General features: G+C 43.7%; 23 protein-coding genes. 19 read left to right on the top strand and 4 right to left on the bottom strand.

Annotation, left to right across the window (positions count from 1 at the left end):
- Positions 1-77: 77 nt before the first annotated feature.
- Together JOC95_RS11790 and JOC95_RS11785 are read left to right on the top strand one after the other, a co-directional pair.
- Positions 78-317: a hypothetical protein gene (locus tag JOC95_RS11790; protein WP_204416325.1), complete on the top strand. Its 240-nt coding sequence runs from the start codon at positions 78-80 to the stop codon at positions 315-317.
- 72 nt (positions 318-389) lie between these two features.
- Positions 390-1,697, top strand: coding sequence for a DRTGG domain-containing protein (locus tag JOC95_RS11785; RefSeq protein WP_204416323.1), 1,308 nt, complete (start codon positions 390-392; stop codon positions 1,695-1,697).
- Between the two features lie 345 nt (positions 1,698-2,042).
- Here the strand turns inward: JOC95_RS11785 and JOC95_RS11780 are convergent, their stop codons facing one another.
- Positions 2,043-2,375, bottom strand: coding sequence for a YtpI family protein (locus JOC95_RS11780; protein ID WP_204416321.1), 333 nt, complete (start codon positions 2,373-2,375; stop codon positions 2,043-2,045).
- A 196-nt stretch (positions 2,376-2,571) separates the two neighbouring features.
- Here JOC95_RS11780 and JOC95_RS11775 point away from each other — a divergent pair, with 196 nt between their 5' ends.
- On the top strand, positions 2,572-3,522 hold the full coding sequence (locus JOC95_RS11775; RefSeq protein ID WP_204416319.1) for a DHH family phosphoesterase: 951 nt from the start codon (positions 2,572-2,574) through the stop codon (positions 3,520-3,522).
- A gap of 38 nt (positions 3,523-3,560) precedes the next feature.
- On the opposite strand, the gene ytrI is transcribed toward JOC95_RS11775, so the two are convergent.
- Positions 3,561-4,061 carry a sporulation membrane protein YtrI gene (gene ytrI, locus JOC95_RS11770; RefSeq protein WP_204416317.1) on the bottom strand — a complete coding sequence of 167 codons (501 nt, stop codon included), beginning with the start codon at positions 4,059-4,061 and terminating at the stop codon, positions 3,561-3,563.
- 1 nt (position 4,062) lies between these two features.
- A complete protein-coding gene (ytrH, locus tag JOC95_RS11765; protein WP_204416315.1) occupies positions 4,063-4,398 on the bottom strand; it encodes a sporulation membrane protein YtrH in 336 nt (111 codons plus the stop codon).
- Positions 4,399-4,543: 145 nt separating this feature from the next.
- Between ytrH and dnaE the strand changes: the two genes are divergently transcribed.
- The 9 genes from dnaE to JOC95_RS11720 all read left to right on the top strand — a co-directional run bounded on the left by dnaE (position 4,544) and on the right by JOC95_RS11720 (position 17,223).
- Positions 4,544-7,885 carry a DNA polymerase III subunit alpha gene (gene dnaE / locus JOC95_RS11760; protein WP_204416313.1) on the top strand — a complete coding sequence of 1,114 codons (3,342 nt, stop codon included), beginning with the start codon at positions 4,544-4,546 and terminating at the stop codon, positions 7,883-7,885.
- Positions 7,886-8,091: 206 nt separating this feature from the next.
- Positions 8,092-9,330: an NADP-dependent malic enzyme gene (ystJ, locus tag JOC95_RS11755; RefSeq protein ID WP_204416312.1), complete on the top strand. Its 1,239-nt coding sequence runs from the start codon at positions 8,092-8,094 to the stop codon at positions 9,328-9,330.
- 3 nt (positions 9,331-9,333) lie between these two features.
- On the top strand, positions 9,334-9,954 hold the full coding sequence (locus tag JOC95_RS11750) for a FadR/GntR family transcriptional regulator (protein ID WP_204416310.1): 621 nt from the start codon (positions 9,334-9,336) through the stop codon (positions 9,952-9,954).
- 279 nt (positions 9,955-10,233) lie between these two features.
- Positions 10,234-11,097, top strand: coding sequence for an acetyl-CoA carboxylase, carboxyltransferase subunit beta (gene accD, locus JOC95_RS11745; RefSeq protein ID WP_204416505.1), 864 nt, complete (start codon positions 10,234-10,236; stop codon positions 11,095-11,097).
- Positions 11,091-12,071 (top strand): acetyl-CoA carboxylase carboxyl transferase subunit alpha, encoded by a 981-nt coding sequence (gene accA / locus JOC95_RS11740; protein ID WP_204416308.1) that lies wholly within the window; start codon positions 11,091-11,093, stop codon positions 12,069-12,071. Before accD ends, accA begins: the two co-directional genes overlap by 7 nt.
- 268 nt (positions 12,072-12,339) lie before the next feature.
- Positions 12,340-13,299 (top strand): 6-phosphofructokinase, encoded by a 960-nt coding sequence (gene pfkA, locus JOC95_RS11735; RefSeq protein ID WP_204416306.1) that lies wholly within the window; start codon positions 12,340-12,342, stop codon positions 13,297-13,299.
- A 123-nt stretch (positions 13,300-13,422) separates the two neighbouring features.
- Positions 13,423-15,177, top strand: coding sequence for a pyruvate kinase (gene pyk, locus JOC95_RS11730; RefSeq protein ID WP_204416304.1), 1,755 nt, complete (start codon positions 13,423-13,425; stop codon positions 15,175-15,177).
- 636 nt (positions 15,178-15,813) lie between these two features.
- On the top strand, positions 15,814-16,209 hold the full coding sequence (locus JOC95_RS11725; RefSeq protein WP_204416302.1) for an FxsA family protein: 396 nt from the start codon (positions 15,814-15,816) through the stop codon (positions 16,207-16,209).
- A gap of 99 nt (positions 16,210-16,308) precedes the next feature.
- Positions 16,309-17,223 (top strand): DUF1002 domain-containing protein, encoded by a 915-nt coding sequence (locus JOC95_RS11720; RefSeq protein ID WP_204416300.1) that lies wholly within the window; start codon positions 16,309-16,311, stop codon positions 17,221-17,223.
- 50 nt (positions 17,224-17,273) lie between these two features.
- On the opposite strand, the gene ytvI is transcribed toward JOC95_RS11720, so the two are convergent.
- Positions 17,274-18,395: a sporulation integral membrane protein YtvI gene (ytvI, locus tag JOC95_RS11715; RefSeq protein WP_204416298.1), complete on the bottom strand. Its 1,122-nt coding sequence runs from the start codon at positions 18,393-18,395 to the stop codon at positions 17,274-17,276.
- A gap of 177 nt (positions 18,396-18,572) precedes the next feature.
- Here ytvI and JOC95_RS11710 point away from each other — a divergent pair, with 177 nt between their 5' ends.
- The 7 genes from JOC95_RS11710 to pnpS all read left to right on the top strand — a co-directional run bounded on the left by JOC95_RS11710 (position 18,573) and on the right by pnpS (position 26,209).
- Positions 18,573-19,034, top strand: a complete 462-nt coding sequence (locus tag JOC95_RS11710) for a DUF441 domain-containing protein (protein WP_204416296.1) — start codon at positions 18,573-18,575, stop codon at positions 19,032-19,034.
- A 364-nt stretch (positions 19,035-19,398) separates the two neighbouring features.
- Positions 19,399-20,514: a citrate synthase gene (gene citZ / locus JOC95_RS11705; protein WP_204416295.1), complete on the top strand. Its 1,116-nt coding sequence runs from the start codon at positions 19,399-19,401 to the stop codon at positions 20,512-20,514.
- A gap of 75 nt (positions 20,515-20,589) precedes the next feature.
- Positions 20,590-21,858 carry an NADP-dependent isocitrate dehydrogenase gene (gene icd / locus JOC95_RS11700; protein WP_204416292.1) on the top strand — a complete coding sequence of 423 codons (1,269 nt, stop codon included), beginning with the start codon at positions 20,590-20,592 and terminating at the stop codon, positions 21,856-21,858.
- A gap of 63 nt (positions 21,859-21,921) precedes the next feature.
- Positions 21,922-22,860, top strand: coding sequence for a malate dehydrogenase (gene mdh / locus JOC95_RS11695; RefSeq protein ID WP_204416290.1), 939 nt, complete (start codon positions 21,922-21,924; stop codon positions 22,858-22,860).
- Positions 22,861-22,938: 78 nt separating this feature from the next.
- The gene (locus JOC95_RS11690) at positions 22,939-23,415 is read left to right on the top strand and encodes a MaoC family dehydratase (protein ID WP_204416288.1); all 477 of its coding nucleotides are present in this window, start codon (positions 22,939-22,941) and stop codon (positions 23,413-23,415) included.
- 306 nt (positions 23,416-23,721) lie between these two features.
- Positions 23,722-24,447 carry a response regulator transcription factor gene (locus JOC95_RS11685; RefSeq protein WP_204416286.1) on the top strand — a complete coding sequence of 242 codons (726 nt, stop codon included), beginning with the start codon at positions 23,722-23,724 and terminating at the stop codon, positions 24,445-24,447.
- Positions 24,440-26,209, top strand: a complete 1,770-nt coding sequence (gene pnpS, locus JOC95_RS11680) for a two-component system histidine kinase PnpS (RefSeq protein WP_204416284.1) — start codon at positions 24,440-24,442, stop codon at positions 26,207-26,209. Before JOC95_RS11685 ends, pnpS begins: the two co-directional genes overlap by 8 nt.
- Positions 26,210-26,416: the final 207 nt, after the last annotated feature.

The raw sequence follows: 26,416 nt of genomic DNA, 5'->3' as shown, positions 1-26,416 counted from the left end.
CAGATTCCCTGCTTCTTTTTTTTGTGCCCTAAGAATATATATAAAACAAGCTGTTAATAGAGAGGGAGGGACTGTATATGAAAAATAGAATTCTGCTAAGCTTGCTTTGCATAGGGGCGTTATTGTATGTGGCGGTGCCAAGGCTTCCGATGGGAGAGGATGGACTTGCCGGCTGGTTTGCACTTATATGGCTTGTCGTTTGTTTGATGGCGGTCGGGGGGAATATTGCCTCACTTATGTATCTGCCAAAAAGAAAGAGGGTTCTAAATAAATTGAAATTCGAGCAGGAAAAAAGGGAACGATTGCGCCAATATTAGTAAACTCATTGAATCCACCACCTTTCCACCGTATAATAAAGGGATAAATAAATAGTTGGACGGGTGAAGAGTGTGACAAAGCATGAACAAATTATCCATTTTATTGAAGAATTGCCGATCGGAGAAAAGATTTCTGTACGTCAGATCGCAAAAGAGCTGACGGTAAGTGAAGGGACAGCCTATCGTGCCATCAAGGATGCGGAAAACAAGGGCTACGTCAGTACCATTGAACGTGTAGGTACGATCCGAATTGAACGCAAAAAGAAAGAGAATATCGAAAAGCTGACCTTTGCCGAGGTTGTCAATATCGTGGATGGACAAGTGTTGGGAGGCAAGGAAGGGTTACATAAAACCCTGAATAAATTTGTCATTGGTGCCATGAAGCTTGAGGCGATGATGCGTTATACGGAAGCAGGGAACCTTTTGATTGTCGGTAACCGGACAAATGCCCATCAGCTGGCGATCGAAGCGGGGGCCGCAGTGCTTATCACCGGCGGATTTGATACAGATGAGCACGTAAAAAAACTCGCAGATGAAATGAAGCTTCCGATCATCTCCAGCAGCTATGATACATTTACCGTAGCGACGCTGATCAACCGTGCCATCTATGACCAGCTTATCAAAAAAGAAATTGTCTTGGTGGAGGACATATTGACTCCGATTGAAGCGACGACATACCTTACAACCGAGGATACAATCAAGGACTGGTATAAATATAACGAGGAAATCAAGCATAGCCGGTTTCCGATTATCGATAAGAACCTGAAAGTCCAAGGTGTCGTCACCTCCAAAGACGTACTTGGAAAAGATAATGAACTTCTGATTGAAAAAGTGATGACAAAAAATCCGATTACCGTCAATGGAAAAACGTCCGTGGCATCCGCAGCACACATCATGGTATGGGAAGGCATCGAGATGCTTCCGGTAGTCGATCCGAACCATCGCCTGCTTGGCATCATCAGCCGTCAGGATGTGCTGAAGGCGCTGCAGATGATCCAAAGGCAGCCGCAGGTCGGTGAAACCTTGGACGATATCGTGACCAATCAGTTTGTGGATGTAACCGAGACAAAGGGTGAGGAACACTACCAAAGCGAGGTTACCCCCCAGATGACGAACTCTGTCGGGACCATTTCCTATGGGGTATTTACAACCATTGTCACAGAAGCGGCCAAGCGTGCCATCCGTAACCTGAAAAAAGGCGATATGGTTGTGGAGAATATCACCATCTACTTTATCAAGCCAGTCCAGATCGATAGCATGATCGAGATCAAACCGAAGATTCTCGAAGTGGGACGGAAGTTCGGAAAAGTGGACGTGGAAGTCTATCATGAAGGCTCCGTTGTCGGAAAAGCGATGATGATGGTGCAGTTGATGCAATAACAGCGAGGACTGGGTTCCCTGTCAGGGGAAATCCGGTTCTTTTTGCTATTGGAGGGATGGGAAATACCGTTTATGCACAAAAAAATGGATTTACGCTCAAAAACAGTAGGTTTATGCACAAAAAAATGGATTTACGCTCAAAAACGTTAGGTTTATGCACAAAAACATTAACTTTATGCACAAAACCTTCTGAGTGGTAAAATTAACTATCAAATCCTTGAACATGGACCGACAAGTCAATTTCCGTTCAAAAAACTGACTGTGGCAACCAAACCACACAATCAGGTCGAATCTCACAAAAAAAAGCCGCCTCACATAAGGCAGCTTTCTTACATCTGTAATCTATCAATTCGTAATGGTCTTTTCTTTCATTTCCTGTTCTTTTACATATTCCGCTTCCTTGATTGCATGCGGCAGATAGAATTTGTATGACTTAAGTCCGGCCCAGAAGCTTGCTGCGCCAATCAAAATCAACACAATCCCCACAACGATGGCCACATTGGACAAAGGGTTTATCAGTGTATTCAAACCGAAGAAAAAGACAAAGCTGCCAAGGGCCATACTTGATTTCGCACTAAGCCATTTCTTTTCTGCAGGCAGTTGTGTACGGAAATATTTCACTTTATAGAACAAATAGAAAATGAAAGAGAATATGATCAGAAATACAAAAATAGGCACGCAGGAACACTCCTTATATGTGAACTAGTTTCATTTTAACAAAACATTACCACCATATTGTAACGTGTTCGTGACAAAAATTCTACTTTTGCTCCAAGTAAAGAAAGCGGCATGCTGTGAAACCCTTTATATCTCTTTGATATTGAGGGAAACTATGATTAAATGAAAATAATGAAACAGATAAATGAGGGATAGTATGAAACAGCAAATAATAGATGAAATCAAGGCCCATGACACCATTATCATTCACCGCCACGTTCGCCCGGATCCAGATGCTTATGGATCACAATGCGGATTGGCTGAAATAATCAAGGAGACTTATCCAGAGAAGATGGTCTACAGAGTGGGAAAAGCGGAGGAATCCTTGAACTTCCTTAGCAGATTGGATGAGATACCTGATTCAAGCTATGAAGGTGCACTCGTCATTGTCTGTGATACTGCCAATGCGGAACGAATCTGTGATGAGCGCTATAAGCTGGCAAGCAAGCTGATAAAAATCGACCATCATCCGAATGATGACAAGTATGGCGACCTGGTATGGGTGGATACGGATGCAAGCTCGACAAGCGAGATGATCTATGAGCTTTATCTTGCTGGGGAGCATCAGGGCTACCGAATGACAAAGGAATCCGCAAGATTGATTTTTGCCGGGATTGTAGGCGATACTGGACGATTCCTTTTCAAAAGCACCAACACCAAAACCTTTCAGTATGCAGGCGAGCTATTAAGCTATGGCTTCTCCATGCCCGACCTTTATGATCAACTGTATAAAATGAAGCTTCATGTTGCCAAGATGAGTGGCTATGTGTTGGAAAACTTCACTTTGCACGAGGAAGGTGTCGCTTCCATGAGAATAACGAAAGAGGTGCTTCAGCGTTATAACGCTTTGCCTTCCGAGGCGTCTCAATTAGTTGGCATGCTTGGCAATCTTGAAGGAATAAAGGCATGGGTTTTCTTTATCGAGGAAAGTGATCAAATCAGGGTGAGACTACGTTCAAAGGGACCGATTGTAAACGAAGTGGCAAAGCGCTACAACGGGGGCGGCCATCCACTTGCATCAGGAGCTTCTATCTATGAGTGGGATGAAGCGGAGCATGTGCTGAGTGACCTGATTGAAACTTGCAGGGCACAATTGCAGGGAGAATAAAAGATAGAGGCTTTTGTCTCCCCGACACAAGCCTCTCATCACTCCACCTTCACGATCACAAGGCCAATTTCAATGGTCGTATCGATATAAAGGTCTTCCACATGAAAAAAGTATTTCTTTTCATCCAGTTCGTAGCTTTTATTTTCTATCGTTTTTTTCAAGAGCTCCTTATTGTCCTTGACTCCTTTGACTTCCTTTGCGATGAGATGATTCAAATCTTCTTTGATCCCTTCGATGATGGAAAACCGGGAAAGTGATCCCAGCATGTACTTGTCATCATTGATAATGACGATCTTGATATCCTGCACCTTCAGCTTATCTTTTTCCTCTTTCAGCTTTTCATTATCTTCTATCAGAATATGATACCTGGCTTCAGACAGCTCCAATTGTTTTTTTGCTTTTATCAAGTCACCGACCTGTCGCTCCTGAATGGCTCCATACAATATCAAGAACACTACCCAACCAATGACTGCACCAAGCACCACTCCAGAGAAGAACAGCTGCCAGCTTGGCTCTTTATGATACGGTGGTACACGCATCTTACAGGTTTTCCTGTGTGAGCCAGCTGATGATCAATGCCCCGGTCTGGGCACCGCCGGTTGCAGATATGATCAATAGGAGCTGTTTGACAAGGAATTTTGTCTCCCCGTTGAAAAGGCCTTTTTCGAGATTGTAGAAAGTATCGAATGTCCCGCCGATCGCTGCAACAATGGCCCATATCTTTAAGCTATTCGCAAGTCTGAAAATCCTGGTCAATGGAGCATCCCCTACTAAAAAGGCGGCAATGCCACCTATGATGGCCCCGCCTATAATGACCCCGATCGCTATAAAGAAGCTGAATAGCATCGTTGCCACAAATGGATCCTTTACATCCATGCTCATCATCCTTTCTCTCATTATTTATATATATATGGACAGGGAGTAGGAAGTATGATGTGTTAGACTTAGGTTATCAGGATTGTTTTTTCATAAAAGGAAAATTTATAATAAATTCAGGATTAGTCAGTAGGATGTGATGATAATGAGTGTCGTACATTTACATATAATGAGTTCTTACAGTTTATTGAACAGTTCTGTACGGTTCAGCCAGCTGATAAATAGAGCAAAGGAGATGGGATTAACCTCTCTTGCGTTAACGGATGAAAATGTCATGTATGGAGCGGTTGATTTTTATAAAGCATGCCAAAAAGCAAAGATCAAGCCGATAATCGGTTTGAAGCTTTCTGTATTGAATGGCGAGGAGGATGAAGAAGCCAGTTCGATTGTGTTGCTTGCAGAAAACATGCAGGGCTATACAAATCTCATGAAGCTCTCAAGCATCGTTCAAACAAAGTCACCTCATGGAGTGCCGAAAAAATGGCTTAAGCATTACGCACAAGGTCTGACCGCGATACTCTCTGCAACAGAATCGGAATTGGCTGACTTGGAGGCTCCGGAAGCGCTGGAAAGCCTAGCCAAGCTGTATGCAGGCATGTTTGGAGAACAGCATGTGTATCTCGGGATTGACCGAAACACCAAAGAAGCTCATGAAAGATCGGAGTTTCTCCGTAAAACTTTGAGATTGCCTATCGTAGCACTAAGTAAAGTCCAATACTTACTGCAGGAGGATGCTTTTGTCTTTGAATGTCTCCGCTCGATCAAAGAGGGAGTGAAGCTTGAAGCCCTACCAAAAAGCGCTCCGCATTATTTGAGGAATATCAACGAGATGGTTGAGCTGTTTCACGATATCCCCGAAGCGCTTGAAAACACTTATCATATCAGCCAAAGGTGCCAGGTTGATATTCCATTCAATCAAAATGCATTGCCCAGCTATCCTGTTGAGGATGGTCTCACCGCTGATGAGTATCTTGAAGAACGATGCTGGCTCGGTCTCATGGAACGCTTGGGTGAGGTGGATGAATCCTATAAAGAACGGCTTCGCTATGAATTGAAAGTGATAAAGGGTATGAAGTTCAGTGACTACTTCCTGATAGTTTGGGATTTTATGTATTTTGCCAGGAAAGAAGGCATTCTCACTGGACCTGGGCGTGGTTCGGCTGCCGGTTCTCTTGTAGCATATAGTCTTTACATCACGAATGTCGATCCAATCGAGCATCAGCTTCTGTTTGAACGATTCCTGAACCCAGAGAGGATCACGATGCCTGATATCGATATCGATTTTCAGGATAATAGGCGTGATGAAGTCATCCGATATGTCGTACAGAAGTACGGGGAGCTGCATGTTGCGCAAATCATCACTTTTGGGACACTTGCTGCCAAGGCTGCCTGGAGGGATGTCAGCAAAGCGCTGAACCTCTCGGGCAAGGAGATTGAACTTATTTCCAAAATGATCCCTTCAAGACCTGGAATCACACTTGATGCAGCATTCGGGGAAAATGAGCTGTTAAGAAGGGCAATCAATGAATCAGAGGAGCGGAAACGTGCATTTGCCGTTGCAAAGAAAATAGAAGGTCTCCCAAGACACAGCTCTACACATGCTGCAGGAGTGGTCATCAGCCATAAACCATTGACGGAAATCATTCCGATCCAATCAGGTCCCGAGAATATCTACCTCACCCAGTTTACAATGGAGACGCTAGAGGAACTCGGACTGTTGAAAATGGATTTTCTTGGCCTTCGCAATTTGACCATGATCCAGAACATCAAAAATCAAATAAAAAAATCGAAGCAGTCTTATAAAAGTATGGATGAACTGCCATCTGCCGATACGTCCACCTTTAAATTGCTAAGTGAGGGGGATACATCAGGCATCTTCCAATTGGAGTCCCCGGGAATGAAAAAGGTGTTAACGAGGCTGAAGCCAACATCATTGGAAGATATCGTTGCCGTCAATGCACTTTATCGTCCAGGTCCGATGGAGCAGATTCCACTCTTTATTGACAGAAAGCATGGAAAGAAGAAAGTGGAATACCCTCATCCCGATTTGGAGCCAATCCTTAATAATACGTACGGTGTCATCGTGTATCAGGAGCAGATCATGAAGATAGCATCGGTGATGGCAGGGTTTTCGCTTGGGGAAGCTGATCTCCTTAGAAGAGCTGTCAGCAAGAAGAAAAAAGAAGTACTCGATGAGGAACGTCACCATTTCGTCGCTGGCTGCCTGAAAAAGGGCTATAACGAAACAGTCGCCAATCAGGTTTATGATTTGATCGTCCGCTTTGCCGATTACGGATTCAACAGAAGCCATGCCGTGGCATACAGTATGATCTCCTATGAATTGGCCTACCTTAAAGCCACTTATCCGACCATATTCATGGCAACCTTGTTGAGTGGTGCGGTAGGCAGTGAACAAAAGGTGGCGCAATACATCAGCGAGGCAAAAAGGAAGGGGATCACCGTTCTCCCTCCGTCCGTCAACAAGAGCGGATACTACTTCCAGGTGGAGAATGGGAAAATCAGGTTCAGCCTGCTCACCTTAAAAGGGATCGGCGGTCAGCTGATCAAGACAATAGTGGAAGAACGCAGGAAAAAAGAATTTGAAGACCTATTTGATTTTTGCACCCGACTTTCCAAAAAGGTAAGCAGAAAGGCAATGGAAACCCTCATCCATGGTGGTGCCCTGGATGAATTCAAGGAAGATCGGGCAACCCTGCTGGCAACCTTGGATGTCGCGCTTCAGCATGCAGAATTGATGATGCCCGCAAGTGATGATCAAATCGACTTTTTCATAGAAGAGGAATTTTCCCTGAAACCTAAATATGTGAAGGTGGAGCCTCTTCAATTGACTGAGCAGCTCCAGTTGGAGAAAGAAGCACTCGGATTCTATTTGTCCAAGCATCCAACCGAGCCTTTTTCAGCCTATTTCCAACTGGGAGGGACTAGCTTCATCCAGGACATTCTTGGTGAAAATGCAAAAAGGGCCAAGGTTGGAGTATTCATAACGGGTGAGCGTGTCATTCGGACAAAGAAGGGGGATCTGATGGCTTTTCTGACTTTGTCCGATCAGACCGGGGATCTCGAAGCAGTTGCCTTCCCGGATTTATATAGAAAGTTCTCCCCTGATCTGAAAACTGGTCAAACCATTCTTGCTGAAGGGAATTTGGAGCTTAGGGATGGCAAGGAACAGCTGATCCTGAAAAATGTGATGAGCCTGGATACCTTGAAAGAGTCTTATGCACACTTGGTCGGAACAGTCTATTTGCAGATCGAGGAGCATCAGCAAGGGGGAGATGTACTGCAAAAGGTGCAGCAGACCCTTAAGGAGCATCACGGACCTTCACCTGTATACCTTCACTATATCAAGGAGAAAAAAACAATCAAACTACAGCCTGCTTACCATGTAACGCCGAGTGACAACTGTCTGGATCTGCTGAAGGAACTGCTTGGTGAGGCGAACGTAGTATTCAAAAAATCTTTACAATAATTAATATTATGCTATAGTTAACAGGAAGGTGGTCTGACCACCTTCCTGATTTAGTTTATTACTTCCGCTTTTCTTCTACTCCTAGTAAAATAAAAGCATATGAAAATGATAGCTCCTTTCATGCTTAAACGGACTATCATGATAAAACTTTCTAGCAATAGCACTTATCATGGTGCGCAAGCCATAGAATCAAGGGGGACCAAAAAGTGTCACTAAAAGAAGAAGCATTACATATGCACAAGATTCACCAAGGGAAATTGGAGTCAAAATCTAAAGTGCCAGTCAGAAATGCAAAAGATCTGAGCCTGGCATACTCACCTGGTGTAGCTGAGCCTTGTAAAGCGATCTATGATGATAAAAATAAAGTATATGACTATACAATGAAGGGCAATATGGTCGCGGTCGTATCAGATGGAACAGCTGTATTGGGACTAGGAAACATCGGCCCGGAAGCTGCCTTGCCGGTCATGGAAGGAAAAGCTGTACTATTTAAGAGCTTTGCCGGGGTGGATGCGTTCCCAATCTGCTTGAACACGACGGATGTTGATAAAATCGTGGAAACGGTCAAACTGTTGGAGCCTACATTCGGTGGAGTGAACCTTGAGGACATCGCGGCACCTAATTGTTTTGTAATAGAAGAACGTCTTAAGAAAGAAACGAATATCCCTATTTTCCATGATGACCAGCATGGAACTGCAATCGTTACAGTCGCAGGACTTGTCAATGCATTGAAGCTCGTCGGGAAAAATATCGGGGAAATCAAAGTGGTTGCCAATGGTGCCGGTGCTGCAGGAATCGCCATCATCAAGCTTTTATACCGATATGGTGTCCGTGATATCACCATGTGTGATTCCAAGGGTGCCATCTATGAAGGGCGTCCATTTGGGATGAACAGTGTGAAGGCGGAAGTGGCAACATACACCAACCGTAATAGGGTGGAAGGTACACTTGCTGATGTAATGCAGGGTGCCGATGTATTTATCGGGGTTTCCGTTGAGGGTGCCCTTACACAGTCAATGGTTGAAAGCATGAACGAGAAGTCGATCATTTTCGCAATGGCTAACCCGAACCCGGAAATCATGCCGGAAGAGGCGAAGCTTGCCGGAGCCAGCGTCATTGGGACCGGACGCTCCGATTTTCCTAACCAGGTGAACAATGTCCTCGCCTTCCCAGGGATATTCCGTGGTGCATTGGATGTCAGGGCGACACACATCAATGAGCAGATGAAGATTGCTGCGGTTGAAGCGATTGCAAGTCTTGTTGCCACCGACGAATTAAGTGCAGATTATGTGATTCCTGCTCCTTTCGATCCAAGAGTGGCACCTGCTGTTGCTGCAGCTGTGGCAAAGGCTGCAATGGAAACGGGAGTTGCGAGAATCCAAGTGGACCCGGAAGAAGTAGCAGAAAAAACAAGAAAAGCTGCGATTATCGGAAAAAGTGAATAGTCCATGACCACCACACCTACAAAAATGTATCTAGAGATCGTCAAGAAAATCCGTTCTATCATTGTGGAGGATGGATTAAGCAGCGGTGATAAGATACCTTCAGAACGAGAGCTGTCAGACAGATTGAATGTCGGGCGCTCTTCTGTTCGTGAAGCGCTTCGGGCATTGGAACTTCTTGGTCTCATTGAAACGAAACGCGGCGAAGGAACTTTCATCAAGGATTTCAAGGAGCATCATCTCGTTGAGTTGCTCGGAACGTTCATACTCGAGCAGGATAAAACGAAAACAGACCTTCTTGAAACAAAAATGGAAATAGAAAAATCATGTATTCAACTTTTTACAAAAAAAGCCGGCGATAAGGAGCTAACTCTATTAAAAGAGATGATGGAGTCCAGCGAATTTACCCGTTCTAACTTTTTCAAAAGAATCGTGACACTTGTAAATAACAGCCTCATGCTAAGAATTTGGACAATAGTCAACAGCTATTCGCTTACTATAGCCATAGATAAAGAAATAGACAGGCATATATTCGAATCACTTATTCGTTTCATGGAAACAAATAAAGTGGATGAGGCAATTTTACTATATGAAAAACATTTTGCGGAATTTGTCGAGAATAAGTAGACAAGAATCTACAACATCTTTCAACACATTTCCGTTACATTAATAGTACTAGCATATTGGTAAGTAGAGGAATTTGTTTATTACAATAATTTTAACAGCCTTGCTTGCCTATATTTTCACCTATTATTAGGACCAAATCCCAAAGGTTGATGATAAGGAATCGCACCATCATTCATGGGTACGCATAAGGATGAAATGTAAAATTGCAGTTTCTAGCTCAAATGAGAGTGTGAAAGCAAAGAGATAGGAATGCAAGTAGAAAAGGGAGGTTCTGTTGTTTTGTTAAAGGATTTATTTACTAAAAAGAAAAAATATGCTTCTATTCCTTCTGAAGTAGCGAATCAAGATGTTCCAGAAGGGATCATGACGAAGTGTCCAAGCTGTAAAAAGATCATGTATACAAAAGAATTATTGAAAAACCTGAAAGTTTGCCTGCATTGTAACCATCATCATCCTATGAATGCAAAAGAAAGAATTCAAAGTCTACTCGATAAAGGAAGCTTCATAGCTTACGATGAAGACATGGTTTCCGAAAATCCACTTCAATTTCCAAACTATCTGGAGAAATTGGAAGGCGATAGAAAGAAAACAGGCATCAATGAAGCGGTTGTCACAGGGGAAGGGACGTTGAACAATTTCCCTCTCGTCATTGCAGTCATGGATTCCACTTTCCGTATGGGAAGCATGGGATCTGTGGTCGGGGAGAAAATCACCAGGGCCATTGAAAAAGCAAAAGAAAAAGGAGTACCTTTCATCATTTTCACTGCTTCGGGCGGCGCGCGGATGCAGGAGGGTGTCCTGAGTCTCATGCAAATGGCAAAAACGAGCAGTGCATTAAAGCTCCATAGTGAAAGCGGAGGGTTAATTATTTCCATCATGACCCATCCTACCACTGGAGGGGTGTCAGCAAGCTTTGCTTCTCTTGGAGACTATAATTTTGCTGAACCAAAAGCACTAATCGGATTTGCAGGCCGTAGAATCATCGAGCAGACAATAAGGGAAGAGCTTCCTGAGGATTTCCAAACAGCGGAATTCCTGCTGAAGTGCGGACAGTTGGATGCAGTGATATCCCGTCTGGATTTAAAGGAAACGTTAACCAACGTCTTAGATATTCACGCTCCAGGAGGTGAAACCAAATGGTAGGGGAAATGGAATTTGAAAAACCGGTAGTGGAGCTTCGAAAGAAAATCGGTGAACTGAGGGAATTTACGAAAAACAGTGATATGGACCTTTCCAACGAGATCGAGAAGCTTGAGGTAAGATTGGAAAAACTCGAAAGCGATATCTATGGAAACCTGAATCCGTGGGATCGTGTTCAGATAGCAAGACATCCGGAGAGACCGACCACTTTGGATTATATAGAAAGAGTCATCACGAACTTTTTGGAATGTCATGGTGACAGATACTTCGGTGACGATGAGGCAATCGTTGGTGGAATCGGCAAGTTTGAAGGGATCCCGGTAACGGTTATCGGACATCAGCGCGGCAAGGATACAAAGGAAAATATCCGCCGCAACTTCGGAATGCCACATCCTGAAGGGTATAGAAAAGCATTGCGTCTCATGTATCAGGCCGAGAAATTCAATCGTCCGATCATCTGTTTCATCGATACAAAAGGTGCATACCCTGGTAAGGCTGCCGAAGAGAGGGGCCAAAGTGAAGCAATCGCAAAGAACCTCTTCGAAATGGCGGGCTTGAAGGTTCCGGTCATCTGTATCGTAATCGGGGAAGGCGGGAGTGGTGGAGCGCTCGCTTTGGGAGTGGGGAATCACTTGCATATGCTTGAGAATTCCACGTATTCGGTCATCTCGCCAGAGGGAGCGGCTGCTATCCTTTGGAAGGATGCCTCGCTTGCCAAAAAAGCGGCAGAATCCATGAGAATCACAGCTCCGGATCTATTTGAACTTGGCATCATTGATAAGATCATCCCGGAAGCAAAGGGTGGCGCACACAAGAATGTGGATTTCCAGGCAAAAGGAATCAGGGAGATCATCAAGGAATCCCTGCAGGATCTGATGCCATTGTCACCTGAAGAGCTTATCGAGCATCGTTATGCGAAATATAAGCGTATTGGGGAATTTTCTTTTAGGGAAAACCTGGAGAAAATCAAACAATAGCAACATATAAAAGAGGCGGAGTTAGAGACAACTCTTCCTCTTTTTTGATATTGCTCGGAGAAAATAATGGTAAAATGCGGATACTTGGTTACGAAAGGGACGTGAAAATTGCTTGTCCTGTAACAATTTTTCGACGGTTTTCTGTTGTTTTCGACAACCCTTCGTGTTAATTTTTAATAAAACAGCTTTGCATTCTAAGCAGATTTCTAATAAAATATATGTTTGGATGAAAGTTTATAAGCAAAAATGCCTAAGAGGTGATTCAGATATGAAACGAATTGGCGTACTGACAAGTGGTGGAGATGCACCAGGTATGAATGCAGCGGTACGGGCGGTTGTTCGGAAAGCTATTTATCACAATATGGAAGTATTCGGGATATACCGTGGATATGCGGGCTTGATAGATGGGGATATTAAGAAACTGGAAGTAGGTTCAGTTGGAGATATTATTCATCGTGGCGGTACCATGCTTTACTCTGCACGTTGTGAAGAGTTTAAAACATTGGAAGGCCAGCTAAAGGGTATTGAAAACCTGAAAAAGCATGGAATCGAAGCTTTGGTTGTTATTGGTGGAGACGGTTCTTACCAGGGTGCGAAGAAACTGACAGAGCACGGCTTTCCATGTATCGGTGTTCCGGGAACGATCGATAATGACATTCCAGGCACAGACTTTACCATTGGATTCGATACAGCCTTAAATACTGTCATTGATGCAATCGATAAAATCCGCGATACAGCTACTTCCCACGAACGTACATATGTAATTGAAGTAATGGGTAGGCATGCAGGGGATATTGCTTTATGGGCAGGACTTGCCGGAGGAGCGGAAACCATTCTTATACCGGAAGCGGAAGATGAAATGGATGAGGTCATTGCAAGGCTGAAACGAGGATCTGACCGCGGCAAAAAGCACAGTATCATCATTGTTGCTGAAGGCGTTGGCAGCGGCGTGGATTTTGGTAAGAAGATCCAGGAAGAAACAAAATTCGAAACACGTGTCAGCGTACTGGGACACATTCAGCGTGGTGGCTCACCGACAGCCCATGATCGTGTACTTGCAAGTCGTCTTGGGGCGCGTGCAGTAGAACTTTTACTTGATGGCAAGGGCGGAAGATGTGTCGGCATTCAAAGTAATGAATTGGTTGATCATGATATTATCGAAGCCTTATCCAGGACTCATACGATCGATCGCAAAATGTATGACCTTTCAAAAGAACTTTCCATTTAAGGATGTATAGGTTTTGGAATCGTTTTCATAACTAGGCTATACCTTTGGAATGTTATTTTTGGCGGGGTTGGCTTATAATAGGAATATAATAAAGAACGGGTAATTAATAGGAGGAAATTTTAAATGAGAAAAACCAAGATTGTTTGTACGATAGGCCCTGCAAGTGAAAGTGTCGAAAAGCTGATACAGTTGATCGATGCAGGAATGAATGTTTCAAGACTTAACTTCTCTCACGGAGATTTCGAAGAGCATGGCGCACGTATCCGCAACATCCGCGAAGCTTCCGAGCGTACAGGCAAAAATGTAGCGATCCTACTTGATACAAAAGGTCCGGAAATCCGTACTCATACGATGCAGGACGGAGCGATTGAACTTGAGGCTGGAAAAGAAATCATCCTTTCCATGGAAGAAGTGATCGGAACAACCGAAAAGTTTTCCATCTCTTATCCTGGACTTATGGAAGATGTAGAAATCGGATCAAGAATCCTGCTTGATGATGGTTTGATCGGTCTTGAGGTAATCGGTTTCGGTAACAATGAAATCAAAACAAAAATCCTGAACAGCGGTACACTGAAAAACAAAAAGGGTGTAAATGTCCCTGGTGTGAAGGTGAAACTGCCTGGTATGACCGAGAAAGATGCAAACGACATCCGTTTTGGCATTGAACAGGGCGTAGACTTCATTGCAGCTTCTTTCGTTCGCCGTGCGTCCGATGTATTGGAGATCCGCGAATTATTGGAAGCTCACAATGCTGGAGATATTCAGATCATCCCAAAAATCGAAAACCAAGAAGGTGTGGATAACATCGATGAAATCCTTGAGGTTTCTGATGGTTTGATGGTTGCACGTGGAGATCTTGGTGTTGAAATCCCGGCTGAAGAAGTGCCTCTTGTTCAAAAAGAACTTATCAAAAAATGCAACCTTGTCGGAAAACCTGTCATCACGGCAACACAAATGCTTGATAGCATGCAGCGTAATCCACGCCCGACACGTGCAGAGGCAAGTGACGTGGCAAATGCGATCTTCGATGGCACGGATGCAATCATGCTTTCAGGGGAAACAGCAGCAGGAAGCTATCCGGTAGAAGCTGTTCAAACGATGCACAATATCGCTTCCCGTGCAGAAACGGCTTTATCATATGAAGAACTGTTAAGTAAGAGAAGCAAGCAATCCAGAGCATCTGTAACGGATTCCATTGGACAATCTGTCGCTTACACAGCAATCAATCTGGATGTATCTGCGATCGTTACTCCAACGGAAAGCGGACATACTGCACGCATGATTTCCAAATACCGTCCTAAAGCACCAATCGTTGCAGTGACTTCCTGTGAAGCAGTGTCTCGTAAGCTTGCTCTAGTATGGGGCGTTTACCCTCGTATCGGCCGTCAAGCTACTACAACGGACGAAATGCTGGATGTAGCGGTGGAAGAAAGCATCAACACAGGAATTGTTTCACATGGAGATCTGATTGTAATCACAGCGGGTGTTCCTGTCGGTGAAAAAGGAACAACAAACCTGATGAAGATCCATGTGGTTGGCGATGTTCTTGCAAGTGGACAGGGAATTGGAAGAAAATCTGCATTCGGTAGAGTGGTTGTAGCTAAAACAGCAGAAGAAGCACAATCCAAAATGATCCAAGGTGCAATTTTTGTCACAACTGGCACGGACAAAGATATGATGCCGGCACTTGAAAAAGCATCAGCGTTGATCACAGAAGAAGGCGGGCTTACAAGCCATGCAGCAGTGGTAGGGTTAAGCCTTGGCATTCCTGTCATTGTTGGGGTGGACGGTGCGACCTCCCTTCTGAAGGATGGCCAGGAAATCACGGTGGATTCCTCCAGAGGAACCATCTACACTGGACATGCAAGCGTACTTTAATAAATAAAACAGGACAGCCCTTTTCTAACTTTGATGTTAGGGGAGGGCTGTTTTTTATTTTATTCTTTAAGTAAAGATTATTGCTTTAAACAAATTGCATTCTTGAAATTAAGGGAGACCTTTTCTCTACATAATGAGCGTAGAAAAGGTTCTCATCCGAGTTATGAAGCCCGTTTGTTTATACAATGGCCGTAGAAAAGGTCTTCATCTGGGTTATGAAGACCCTTTTGTTTATACAATGAGCGTAAAAAAGGTCTTCATCCGGGTAATGAAGCCCGTTTGTTTATACAATGGCCGTAGAAAAGGTCTTCATCTGGGTTATGAAGACCCTTTTGTTTAAACAATGAGTTGTAGAAAAGGTCTTCATCCGAGTTATGAAGCCCGTTTGTTTATACAATGGCCGTAGAAAGGATCTTCACCTAGGTTATGAGCATCTATCTCTTCACAAAGGCCGTGTTAAGGTCTTCATCTGAGTTACATACAAGTAAAACCTTATGCTGGTTGCTGTATTAAACCAGCACTACACTGCGCCTTTTCTCCTGAAATTAGAGTTATCCTGCTTCATTTGATATAATTGTAAAATAGGAGCCTGCGGTTTCTATGATAATTCGCTTTTGACGATTGGGGATGACCTCTGTGTTCAGAATACTTTTGGCTTTAATAATAGTTGTACCTGCACTCGAAATCTGGCTGCTAATTTCAATTGGTCAATATATTGGGCCATGGCTTACCATCATATTGATAATCCTGACCGGTATCCTTGGCGCATGGCTGGCTAAATATCAGGGACTGGAAGCATTGAGGAATGCGCAGCAGAAAATGGGCCATGGGCAAATGCCGGGAGATGTTATTATTGATGGGTTGTGCATATTGGTAGGTGGTGTCCTGTTGCTGACTCCGGGATTCATTTCGGATTCAATTGGCTTCTTTTTACTGATTCCTGCTACGAGAAATACCTTAAAACCATTCATCATACGGGGAATCCGGAATAGAATGGACAAGGGGCAGGTTACGATCATCAATAGGAGATAGAAGAGTTAGAATCGGGAAATCATTGTCTTTTTTAAAAATACTGCTAAAATATGAAACAGATAGAATTGAAAAATATGTAAAAAGTACGGGGGATAAACGATGAAACATCTATTGAAAGTCTTGCTAGTTTTTACATTAATATTGACAGGTTTAAGTTTTGCAGGAAATGCCTCGGCTGCTAATGGTGACAAAGAGGAAGAGAGCATCAATGAAAAATTCGGTTTGCCGATTGTTGTATACGGCGGATCGCTCTCTGAGGAACAAAAGCAGGAGGTGCGGGATCTTTTAGATGTGAAGGATCCGGAAATGGTAGAGGAAATCACCGTGACAGGGGAGGACCTTGTAAAGTATATCGATGGGGAAGACCGCAATGCGAGAATGTTCTCATCTGCTAAAATAACGAGAAAAGAAAAAGGGGAAGGCCTTGCAATTAAAAGGGGAACCCCAAAGAATATCACAGAAGTAACAAATGATATGTATGCCAATGCACTATTGACGGCAGGGATCGAGGACGCCGAGGTCATCGTGGTCTCTCCTGTAAAGGTGAGCGGACATTCCGCCCTCGTCGGAATCTATAAAGCCTATGAAGTAAGCGGCGAGGTTTTGGACAAGGATCGAATGGAGGTAGCCAATGAGGAGCTTAGCCTGGCTACCAATCTTGCAGAAAAAGAAGGCATGGATCAGGAAAAGGTAAGTGAACTGCTGACAGAAATCAAAAAGCAGATAGCAGAACAGGATCCAGCTACAAGGGAAGAAATCGAGCAAATCGTGGAAGAGCAACTAAAAAAGCTTGAAATACAGTTGAGTGAGGAAGATCGACAATTGCTTATCGACTTGTTCGATAAAATGCGTGAGCTTGACATCAACTTTGATGGCGTGAAGCAGCAACTTGAGGACATTTCTAAGGAAATCAAGGATCGTGTGGAAAATGTAATAGGCGATCCAGGATTCTGGCAAGGAGTTGCAGACTTTTTCAGGGAGCTTTTCCAAACAATCGCAAACTTATTCAAATAAGGGAAAAGAGGCTGACCCCGGATGTTCGGGCAGCCTCTTTTTTTCTCGTTTTAAATAGTACGATTCCTGCCGATGATAAATGAATAGATTTCATGAAATACACCCGCTTTGTACAGGGTATTGAAAATCACCACTGTGACAGGTCCTACAAGTAGTCCGAGGAACCCGATAAGCTGGAATCCGATAAACAGGGACACCAAGGTAGCCAATGGATCGAGTCCGATGCTTGATGAAAGGATTTTGGGCTCCATCAGCTGTCGCTGTACAATCACAATAAGATACAGAACACCAAGCCCGATGGCAAGTGGTAGATTGCCGCTAATGGCAAGGAAAATGATCCACGGTACAAAAATCAAGCCGGTACCAAGGTATGGAATAAGATCGACCAAACCTATGATCAATGCAACGGTAATCGCATATTCCACCCGCAGGATCAATAAGCCGATCAGCACGATGACTGTCGTGATAGAAATGAGTGTCGCTTGCGCACGGAGAAATCCTATGAATGCTTTTTGCAGGCTCAGGAATACCTTTGTCAGGCTTTCTTGTCCTTTTGCAGGGATGATTCTCTTTAATCGATGTTGATGACGGTACCAGTCCTTGCTAATAAAAAATGTGGCAAGGAGGGAAAAGATAAGAACGGTAGCAAAGCTCGGAATCCAAGTAATCAATTTTGGCAGGTTTTGCAGGAATGACTGGATGAATTCCCCTACAGTAGTGGCAATGCTTGCGCCCATGTTTTCTATGTTTGTAAGGACCGACTGCTGCTGTCCTTCTTCAAGGCTATGAAACATCGTGGTAATTTCATTGAAGAACGGAAGCACTTTGGTCACGATGAATTGCTCGACAAAAACAACGAGCGTTTCAAAATGGCCAGGTACCACCTTCGCCAAATACTCAGTGCCTGAGACAATCTCCACTATCAAAAGTGTGACAACGCCGGCGACGCTGGCAAAGACGACCATCAATGAAAAGAATACGGCGAAGCTTCTTGGGATCTTTCCTCTTTTTTCAATGATGTTCACAAGGGGGTTAATCAGGAAAGCTAAAGCTAAAGCGATAATGAATGGATAGGCGATGGAAAAAAGATAATAAAAGGAAAGCAATCCTAATATGGTAATCAGGATAACAAGAAGGCTTCTAAAAACTATATGAACGTAATTCCAATTCAACCGCAACACTCCTTTATTTACCAACACTATCTTAATCCATATTTTACAGCCTTTGAAATTCTTTGGAAAGATAAATGTTTTCTAATATTAGTCATGGACCGGTTTCAAATCTTTTTCAATCGGATTTTATTATGTTAGGATGGAAATAGGCTCTGGTCTTTGGAAGGATGGAACAGAATGTTAAGTCAAGCTACATTGTTTTTGGTCATTCTACTGGTTATTGGGTTTATTGCGAAAAATCCCTCGCTTATGTTTGCAGTCGGCGTACTCTTGGTAATTAAAGCTATTGGATTGGATAATAAAATATTCCCCTATCTTCAATCAAAAGGCATCAATTGGGGAGTGACGATCATTACGATAGCTGTTCTTGTACCGATTGCCACTGGTGATATAGGATTCAAACAGTTGCAGGAAGCAGTCAAATCATCCTATGCATGGATTGCACTTGGCGCCGGTATTGCAGTGGCATTGATTGCCAAAAGCGGATTGACGCTGCTTGCAAATGATCCCCACATCACGACTGCCCTTGTTTTTGGGACCATCCTGGCAGTTGCCCTCTTCCAGGGAGTAGCAGTAGGACCATTGATAGGTGCGGGAATTGCCTATCTGGCCATGAAGGTGGTAGAGTATTTTACATAAGGATAATTTTCACAAATTGTTTTTTCGTAATAATATTTTTTTAAGTAGTTTTGTTCTTTTCATTCACAAAGTTCAGATAATTGTTTATAATAGGGACAAGGACACATCCTTCCTGCGGGTTACTCTTATTTTGTTCGCCTTAAAGTGCGCGCGCATCCCATGATTGAAATGGTTATGGCGCTTATTTTTATGAATGGAAATGTAAGCATTTTCTTAAATTGATAGAATGATATAGCTTATTAATCTATACTGCAAAAATGTGTATTTATTAATAGGGATGTTTACAATCATTATGGTGAGCAAGCGTTCAATAGGCGGAAGTAGATAAGGATATGCGGAATTTTACGTAAAGGAGAGGTTTTATATGACAACCACAAAAGGTCTAGAGGGAGTTGTAGCAACTACATCGGCAATCAGTTCAATCATCGACGATACACTGACGTATGTTGGCTATAATATTGATGATTTAGCAGACCACGCCAGCTTTGAAGAGGTAATCTACCTTTTATGGCACCAGAAATTGCCGAAAAAAGAGGAGTTGGATGCTCTTAAAAAGGAACTGGCGGAAGAAGCTGCCCTTCCACAAGAGGTTATCAACCACTTCAAAACATACCCTATCGATAAAGTACATCCTATGGCGGCGTTACGCACGGCCGTTTCACTATTAGGTTTATATGACGAAAAAGCTGATGACATGGATCAGGATGCAAACTACCACAAAGCGGTACGCTTGCAGGCTAAAATGCCGACAATTGTGACAGCGTTCTCAAGAATCCGTAAAGGATTGGACCCTATCGCCCCGAGAACCGATCTTGGGTTTGCGGCAAACTTCCTGTATATGCTAACAGGCGAAGAGCCTTCCGAGATTGCTGTAGAGGCGTTCAACAAAGCACTTGTGCTTCATGCGGACCATGAGTTGAATGCATCCACATTCACAGCGCGTGTTTGTGTGGCCACCCTTTCTGATGTATATTCCGGAGTCACTGCTGCAATCGGCGCTTTAAAGGGACCACTTCACGGTGGAGCCAACGAAGCTGTTATGAAGATGCTTTCCGAGATCGGGGAAGTGAATAATGCAGAAAGCTATATCCGTGAAAAATTGGCAAACAAAGAAAAAATCATGGGCTTCGGTCATCGCGTATATCGTCAAGGCGATCCACGTGCCAAGCATCTTCGTGCCATGTCCGAAAAGCTTGCTGGATTGACAGGGGAGCGGAAATGGTATGAAATGTCCGTGAAAGTGGAAGAAGTGGTGACTTCTGAAAAGCCGCTTCCACCAAACGTGGACTTCTATTCAGCATCCATGTACCATTACTTGGGCATCGATCATGACCTGTTCACGCCGATCTTTGCAGTCAGCCGTGTATCAGGCTGGTTGGCGCATATCCTCGAGCAGTATTCCAATAACCGCCTGATTCGTCCTCGTGCGGATTATACTGGACCTGGAAAGCAAGATTATGTACCATTAGAGCAAAGATAATTTTTCATTTTCAAGGTAAGGGAGGGCCTTATAACTTCCTCCCGAAATTTCAACTATCATAGGAGGTATTTTACCGTGACTCAAGGAACTAAAATTACAGTAACGAATGGTGTACTCAATGTACCAAACAACCCGGTTATCCCATTTATCGAAGGTGACGGAATCGGTCCTGATATCTGGTCGGCAGCATCCAAGGTTTTAGAAGCGGCTGTGCAAAAAGCATACAATGGTGAAAAGGAAATCGTCTGGAAAGAAGTATTGGCAGGAGAAAAAGCATTCAACCAAACTGGCGAGTGGTTACCTGCTGAAACATTGGATGTAATCCGTGAATACATAATTGCGATCAAAGGTCCATTGACAACTCCGGTTGGTGGAGGAATCCGTTCCCTTAACGTGGCATTGCGCCAGGAGTTGGATCTTTTCACATGCCTTCGCCCAGTTCGTTATTTCCAAGGGGTGCCTTCACCTGTAAAACGCCCTGAAGATACTGATATGGTCATCTTCCGCGAAAATACTGAGGACATCTATGCTGGTATCGAGTATGCGAAAGGTTCTGCAGAAGTGGAGAAGCTTATCAACTTCCTTCAAAACGAAATGGGAGTAAACAAAATCCGCTTCCCTGAAACTTCAGGTATCGGAATCAAGCCTGTTTCCCAAGAAGGTACTTCCCGTCTTGTTCGTGCTGCAATCAACTATGCAATCGAGCATGGCCGTAAGTCTTTGACTCTTGTACACAAAGGAAACATCATGAAATATACAGAAGGTGCTTTCAAGAACTGGGGTTATGAGCTTGCTGAAAAAGAATTCGGCGATAAAGTATTCACTTGGGCTCAATATGACCGCATTGCTGAAGCAGAAGGTAAAGATGCTGCGAATAAAGCACAGGAAGCTGCTGAAGCAGAAGGCAAGATCCTTGTGAAAGATTCCATTGCAGACATCTTCCTGCAACAGATCCTTACACGTCCAAAAGAGTTTGATGTTGTAGCTACAATGAACCTTAACGGAGACTACATCTCTGATGCACTTGCTGCACAGGTTGGTGGTATCGGTATCGCTCCTGGAGCAAACATCAACTACGAAACAGGACACGCGATTTTCGAAGCTACTCACGGAACAGCACCTAAATATGCTGGCCTTGATAAAGTGAACCCGTCTTCCGTAATCCTTTCGGGTGTATTGATGCTTGAGCACCTTGGATGGACTGAAGCTGCGAAATTGGTAATGGATGCGATGGAAAAATCCATCTCTTCCAAAGTGGTGACATATGACTTTGCACGTCTGATGGATGGCGCGACAGAAGTTAAATGTTCTGAGTTCGGAGAAGAACTGATTAAAAATATGTAATAGAATTGAAGCTGGCTTTTTGCCAGCTTCAACTTAAATAATTGGGGCTGGGAGGAATAGTTCATGACAATGAGGCGTAAAAAGGTTTCCGTAATCGGTGGAGGTTTCACAGGTGCAACTACAGCGTTTTTACTGGCACAAAAAGAGCTTGCAGATGTGGTATTAGTAGATATCCCGCAAATGGAGAACCCTACTAAGGGTAAAGCCCTGGATATGCTCGAAGCTGGACCGGTACAAGGGTTTGATGCAAATATCACTGGTACATCCAACTACGCAGATACTGCCGACTCCGATATCGTCGTCATTACTGCAGGTATTGCACGTAAGCCTGGTATGAGCCGTGATGACCTAGTTACAACAAACCAAAACATCATGAAAAGTGTAACGAGAGAAATCGTAAAGTATTCACCAGAATGCTTTATCATCGTATTGACCAACCCTGTTGATGCAATGACTTACACAGTATTCCAAGAGTCAGGCTTCCCGAAAAACCGTGTAATCGGTCAATCAGGTGTGCTTGATACAGCCCGTTTCCGTACATTTGTAGCCCAAGAGCTTAAACTGTCGGTAAAAGACATCACAGGCTTTGTTCTTGGTGGCCATGGGGATGACATGGTACCATTGGTACGCTATTCCTATGCAGGAGGCATCCCGCTTGAAACATTGCTTCCGCAAGATCGTCTGGATGCCATCGTGGAAAGAACAAGAAAAGGCGGCGGAGAGATTGTCAACCTTTTAGGAAACGGCAGTGCATATTACGCCCCGGCTGCCTCCATGGTGGAAATGGTGGAAGCCATCCTTAAAGACCAGCGCCGTGTACTTCCATCCATCGCTTACCTTGAAGGGGAATATGGGCACGAGGGTATCTATCTTGGTGTTCCTACCATCCTTGGTGCAGGCGGAATCGAGAAGATCATCGAGCTTGAGTTGACTGAGGAAGAAAAATCGGCGCTTGCTAAATCCGTAGAATCTGTAAAGAGTGTCATGAACGTTTTAACATAATCTAGTGTGGATTCGGGGAGAATATCCCCGAATTTTATTAAGGAATATGTAATCGCTTTCACAACAGGAGGTGTCACAATGTTACTTGGTAAAAAGAGAAAGCTCGGGAGAAGACTCGAAGAGATTCAAGTGGGTGAAAAGCTCGCTCTGACTGAAAAGATCGAGGACAAGGACCTTCTCCTATATCTGGGATTGACCAACGATGCAAATCCTTTGTACATTCAGCATGACTATGCATCTCAAACACCATTCAAGAAGCCAATTGTACCTAGTATCATGTTAACCGGAATCATTACTTCAGCAGTTTCAAAGTATTTGCCAGGCCCTGGAAGCCATGTTGTAGAGCAACAGATAGCCTTTCCGAAGCCGGTCTACCATTATGCGACCATTCAATTCCTATTTGAGATTGTTGAAGTGAACCACGATAAGCATACCATTGAAATGACGGTCCATGGAACAACCGAGAAGGAAGAAACAGTAGCAAAAGGAACCATTACCGTCTGCCCTCCACATCGCTTGGAATCGATGGAAAGCAGCGCAATGGATAACTTCTAGAAAAAAAGTGTCCTCAAACAATACTAGCTGTTGATTGGAGCAATAGGCGAAGACTCCTGCGGGAGGGAAGCGTTTAGTGGAGACCCCACAGGCGAAGCCGAGGAGGCTCCACAAACGCCCCGCGGAAAGCGAAGCCTAGTGCGGAAATCAACAGCGGTGCATAACAGTGCAAAAAAAGAGCTCATTTGGGCTCTTTTTTCTATTTATTGTGAAGAAATAATTTAAGGTGTATGATGGTATTGTAAATATTAGATAGATATTCATGGATGAATTGGGGTTTTCCAAAACAATCGGTGGAGGAAAAAGATGAGCAAAAAGATATTGATCGTTGATGATGAACAGTCCATTGTAACTTTATTGCAATATAACTTGCAGCAGGCAGGATTTGATGTGTCGGTGGCAATGGATGGAGAGAAAGGTCTTCATAAAGCAGCAGAAGGGCAATTTGATATGATTGTCCTGGACTTGATGCTTCCTAAAATGGATGGTATCGAGGTGTGCAAGGAGCTTAGACAAAGAAAAATCAACACTCCCATTTTGATGCTTACCGCAAAAGATGATGAATTTGATAAGGTGTTGGGTCTTGAGCTTGGTGCTGATGATTATATGACAAAGCCTTTCAGCCCAAGGGAAGTGGTCGCGCGTGTAAAGGCTATCCTGAGACGGACACAGCTATTGTCAGGTCAGGATGAGAATTCTAAGGATGAAGATCCTTCTGAAAAGATCATCATCGGGGATATAAAGATACTTCCTGAGCATTATGAAGCGTATTTCCAAAATGAACGGATCGAATTAACACCGAAGGAATTTGAGCTTCTAGTTTATTTAGCGAAAAATAAAGGCAGGGTGTTGACCCGTGATCAGCTTTTAAGCGCAGTCTGGAATTATGATTTTGCCGGGGACACGAGGATTGTGGATGTACATATCAGCCACTTGCGGGAGAAAATCGAAAATGATACGAAAAAACCTACATATATAAAGACAATAAGAGGGTTAGGTTACAAGCTAGAGGAACCGAAATTAGATGAGTAGGTTTCGTTCCCGTCTGCTTTTTGCTTTAATTACCCTCATCATTGTCGTTCTTGTCGGGTTGGGGCTTTTATTGGGACAGCTTTTTAAAAGCTTTTATCTAAATACGTTCAATCAGCGTCTTGAGAAAGAAACCAATCTCGTCACTTTATTGGTGGAAGAGGAAGAAACAATCACGCCATCGCTGCAGAAGCATCTCGGGGATATCGGGAAGACATTATCTGCCAGAATCAGCATCATAGATCTCGATGGTACCCTTCAGTATGATACGGATGGCATTGTTCAACCTGAGGAGGATTCCCATCAGGAAGTGCTGCAGCAGATCATAGAAAAAAACAAAGACAAAGAACGCATCTATTATGAACGAAATGATGAAATGTACTATTATGGTGCCACCTTGATGAGAGACGGGGAACGCGCCGGCTTTGTGGTACTTAGCACACCAGTTGAATCCTTGCATAGAGTCAATCAGCAGATCTGGGGCTTGTTGATAGCGAGCCTGGGTGCTGCACTTGTTGTCATTCTTTTACTGGGAGTCAGAATTACAGCCCAGTATACGAGACCGATTGAATCTGCAACAAAAGTGGCAATGGAACTTGCCAAAGGGAATTATAAAGCAAGGACATACGAGGAGCACGTGGACGAGACGGGGATGCTTAGCCAATCCATCAATGTGCTGGCAAGGAATCTGCAGGACATGACAAAGGCTCAGGAGATGCAGCAGGACCGGCTGAGCACCTTGATAGAAAACATGGGAAGCGGCTTGATCCTGATCGATGGAAGGGGCTATGTGAACCTGATCAACCGGGCTTACAAGGAAACCTTTCATGTAGAGCAATCAGACTACTTATACCGCTTATACTATGAGGCATTGGAGCATAAGGAAGTCGTGGAGCTGGTGGAAGAGATTTTCATGACAGAAGTTCGTGTCAGAAAGCAGATTGTGCTTCCTCTCAAAATTGAAAGAAGGCATTTTGAGGTCTACGGGGCACCAATCATCGGTTTTAATGATGAGTGGAAAGGGATAGTACTCGTTTTCCATGATATCACAGAGCTGAAAAAGCTCGAGCAGATGAGAAAGGACTTCGTTGCCAACGTATCCCATGAATTGAAGACACCTATCACCTCCATCAAAGGGTTTTCAGAGACGCTTCTGGATGGGGCCATGAACGACAAGGAAACTCTGGAGTATTTCCTTTCCATCATTTTAAAGGAGAGCGAAAGACTTCAGTCGTTGATAGAAGACTTGTTGGATCTATCCAAAATAGAACGACAAGGCTTCAAACTCAATATGGATTATGTGGACATCCATGAATTATTGGAAGATATCCTTATCATTCTTGAAGCGAAGGCAAAAGAGAAAGAAATCAGCCTGGAACTCTATAAAGCGAAAAGGGAACTTTTCATCTTTGGGGACAATCCCCGGGTGAAACAGATTTTCATTAATCTTATCAATAACGCATTAGCCTACACCCCGCCCGGTGGGAAAGTGGAAGTAACCGTCCAGGATGCAGGGGACATGGTGGAAATAACCGTCTCAGATACAGGAATTGGCATGGATGAAGAAGAAATCCCGCGCATTTTTGAGCGCTTCTATCGCGTCGATAAAGCGCGGAGCAGGAATTCAGGCGGGACAGGCTTGGGCTTGGCGATAGTCAAGCATCTGGTGGAAGCGCACCACGGAAAGATTACAGTCAAAAGTAAAGTGAACAGCGGGACAGCATTTAAGGTGAAATTGTCCAAAGAAAACAAAGATTTACAATAGCTTTACATTTCTTCCATCGCTGCTTAACAAACCACTGTTACTATTACTATTGAAAACCCCTTCATCCAAGGAGCCAATATTGGCAGGCGAGAACTCTCCAGTTCTCGCCTTCTTTTTTTTGAAAGGCTATCATGGGAAAAAGTAAGTCTCCACTATATCTTAATTTCTCATAGTATAAATCTTTTACATAAGCGTCTTGGGTTAAAA

Source organism: Sutcliffiella tianshenii, from assembly GCF_016908565.1.
Lineage (GTDB): Bacteria > Bacillota > Bacilli > Bacillales > Bacillaceae_I > Sutcliffiella_A > Sutcliffiella_A tianshenii.
The sequence above is the reverse complement of the archived record's forward strand: the minus strand, read 5'-3'. Positions and strand labels throughout refer to the sequence as shown.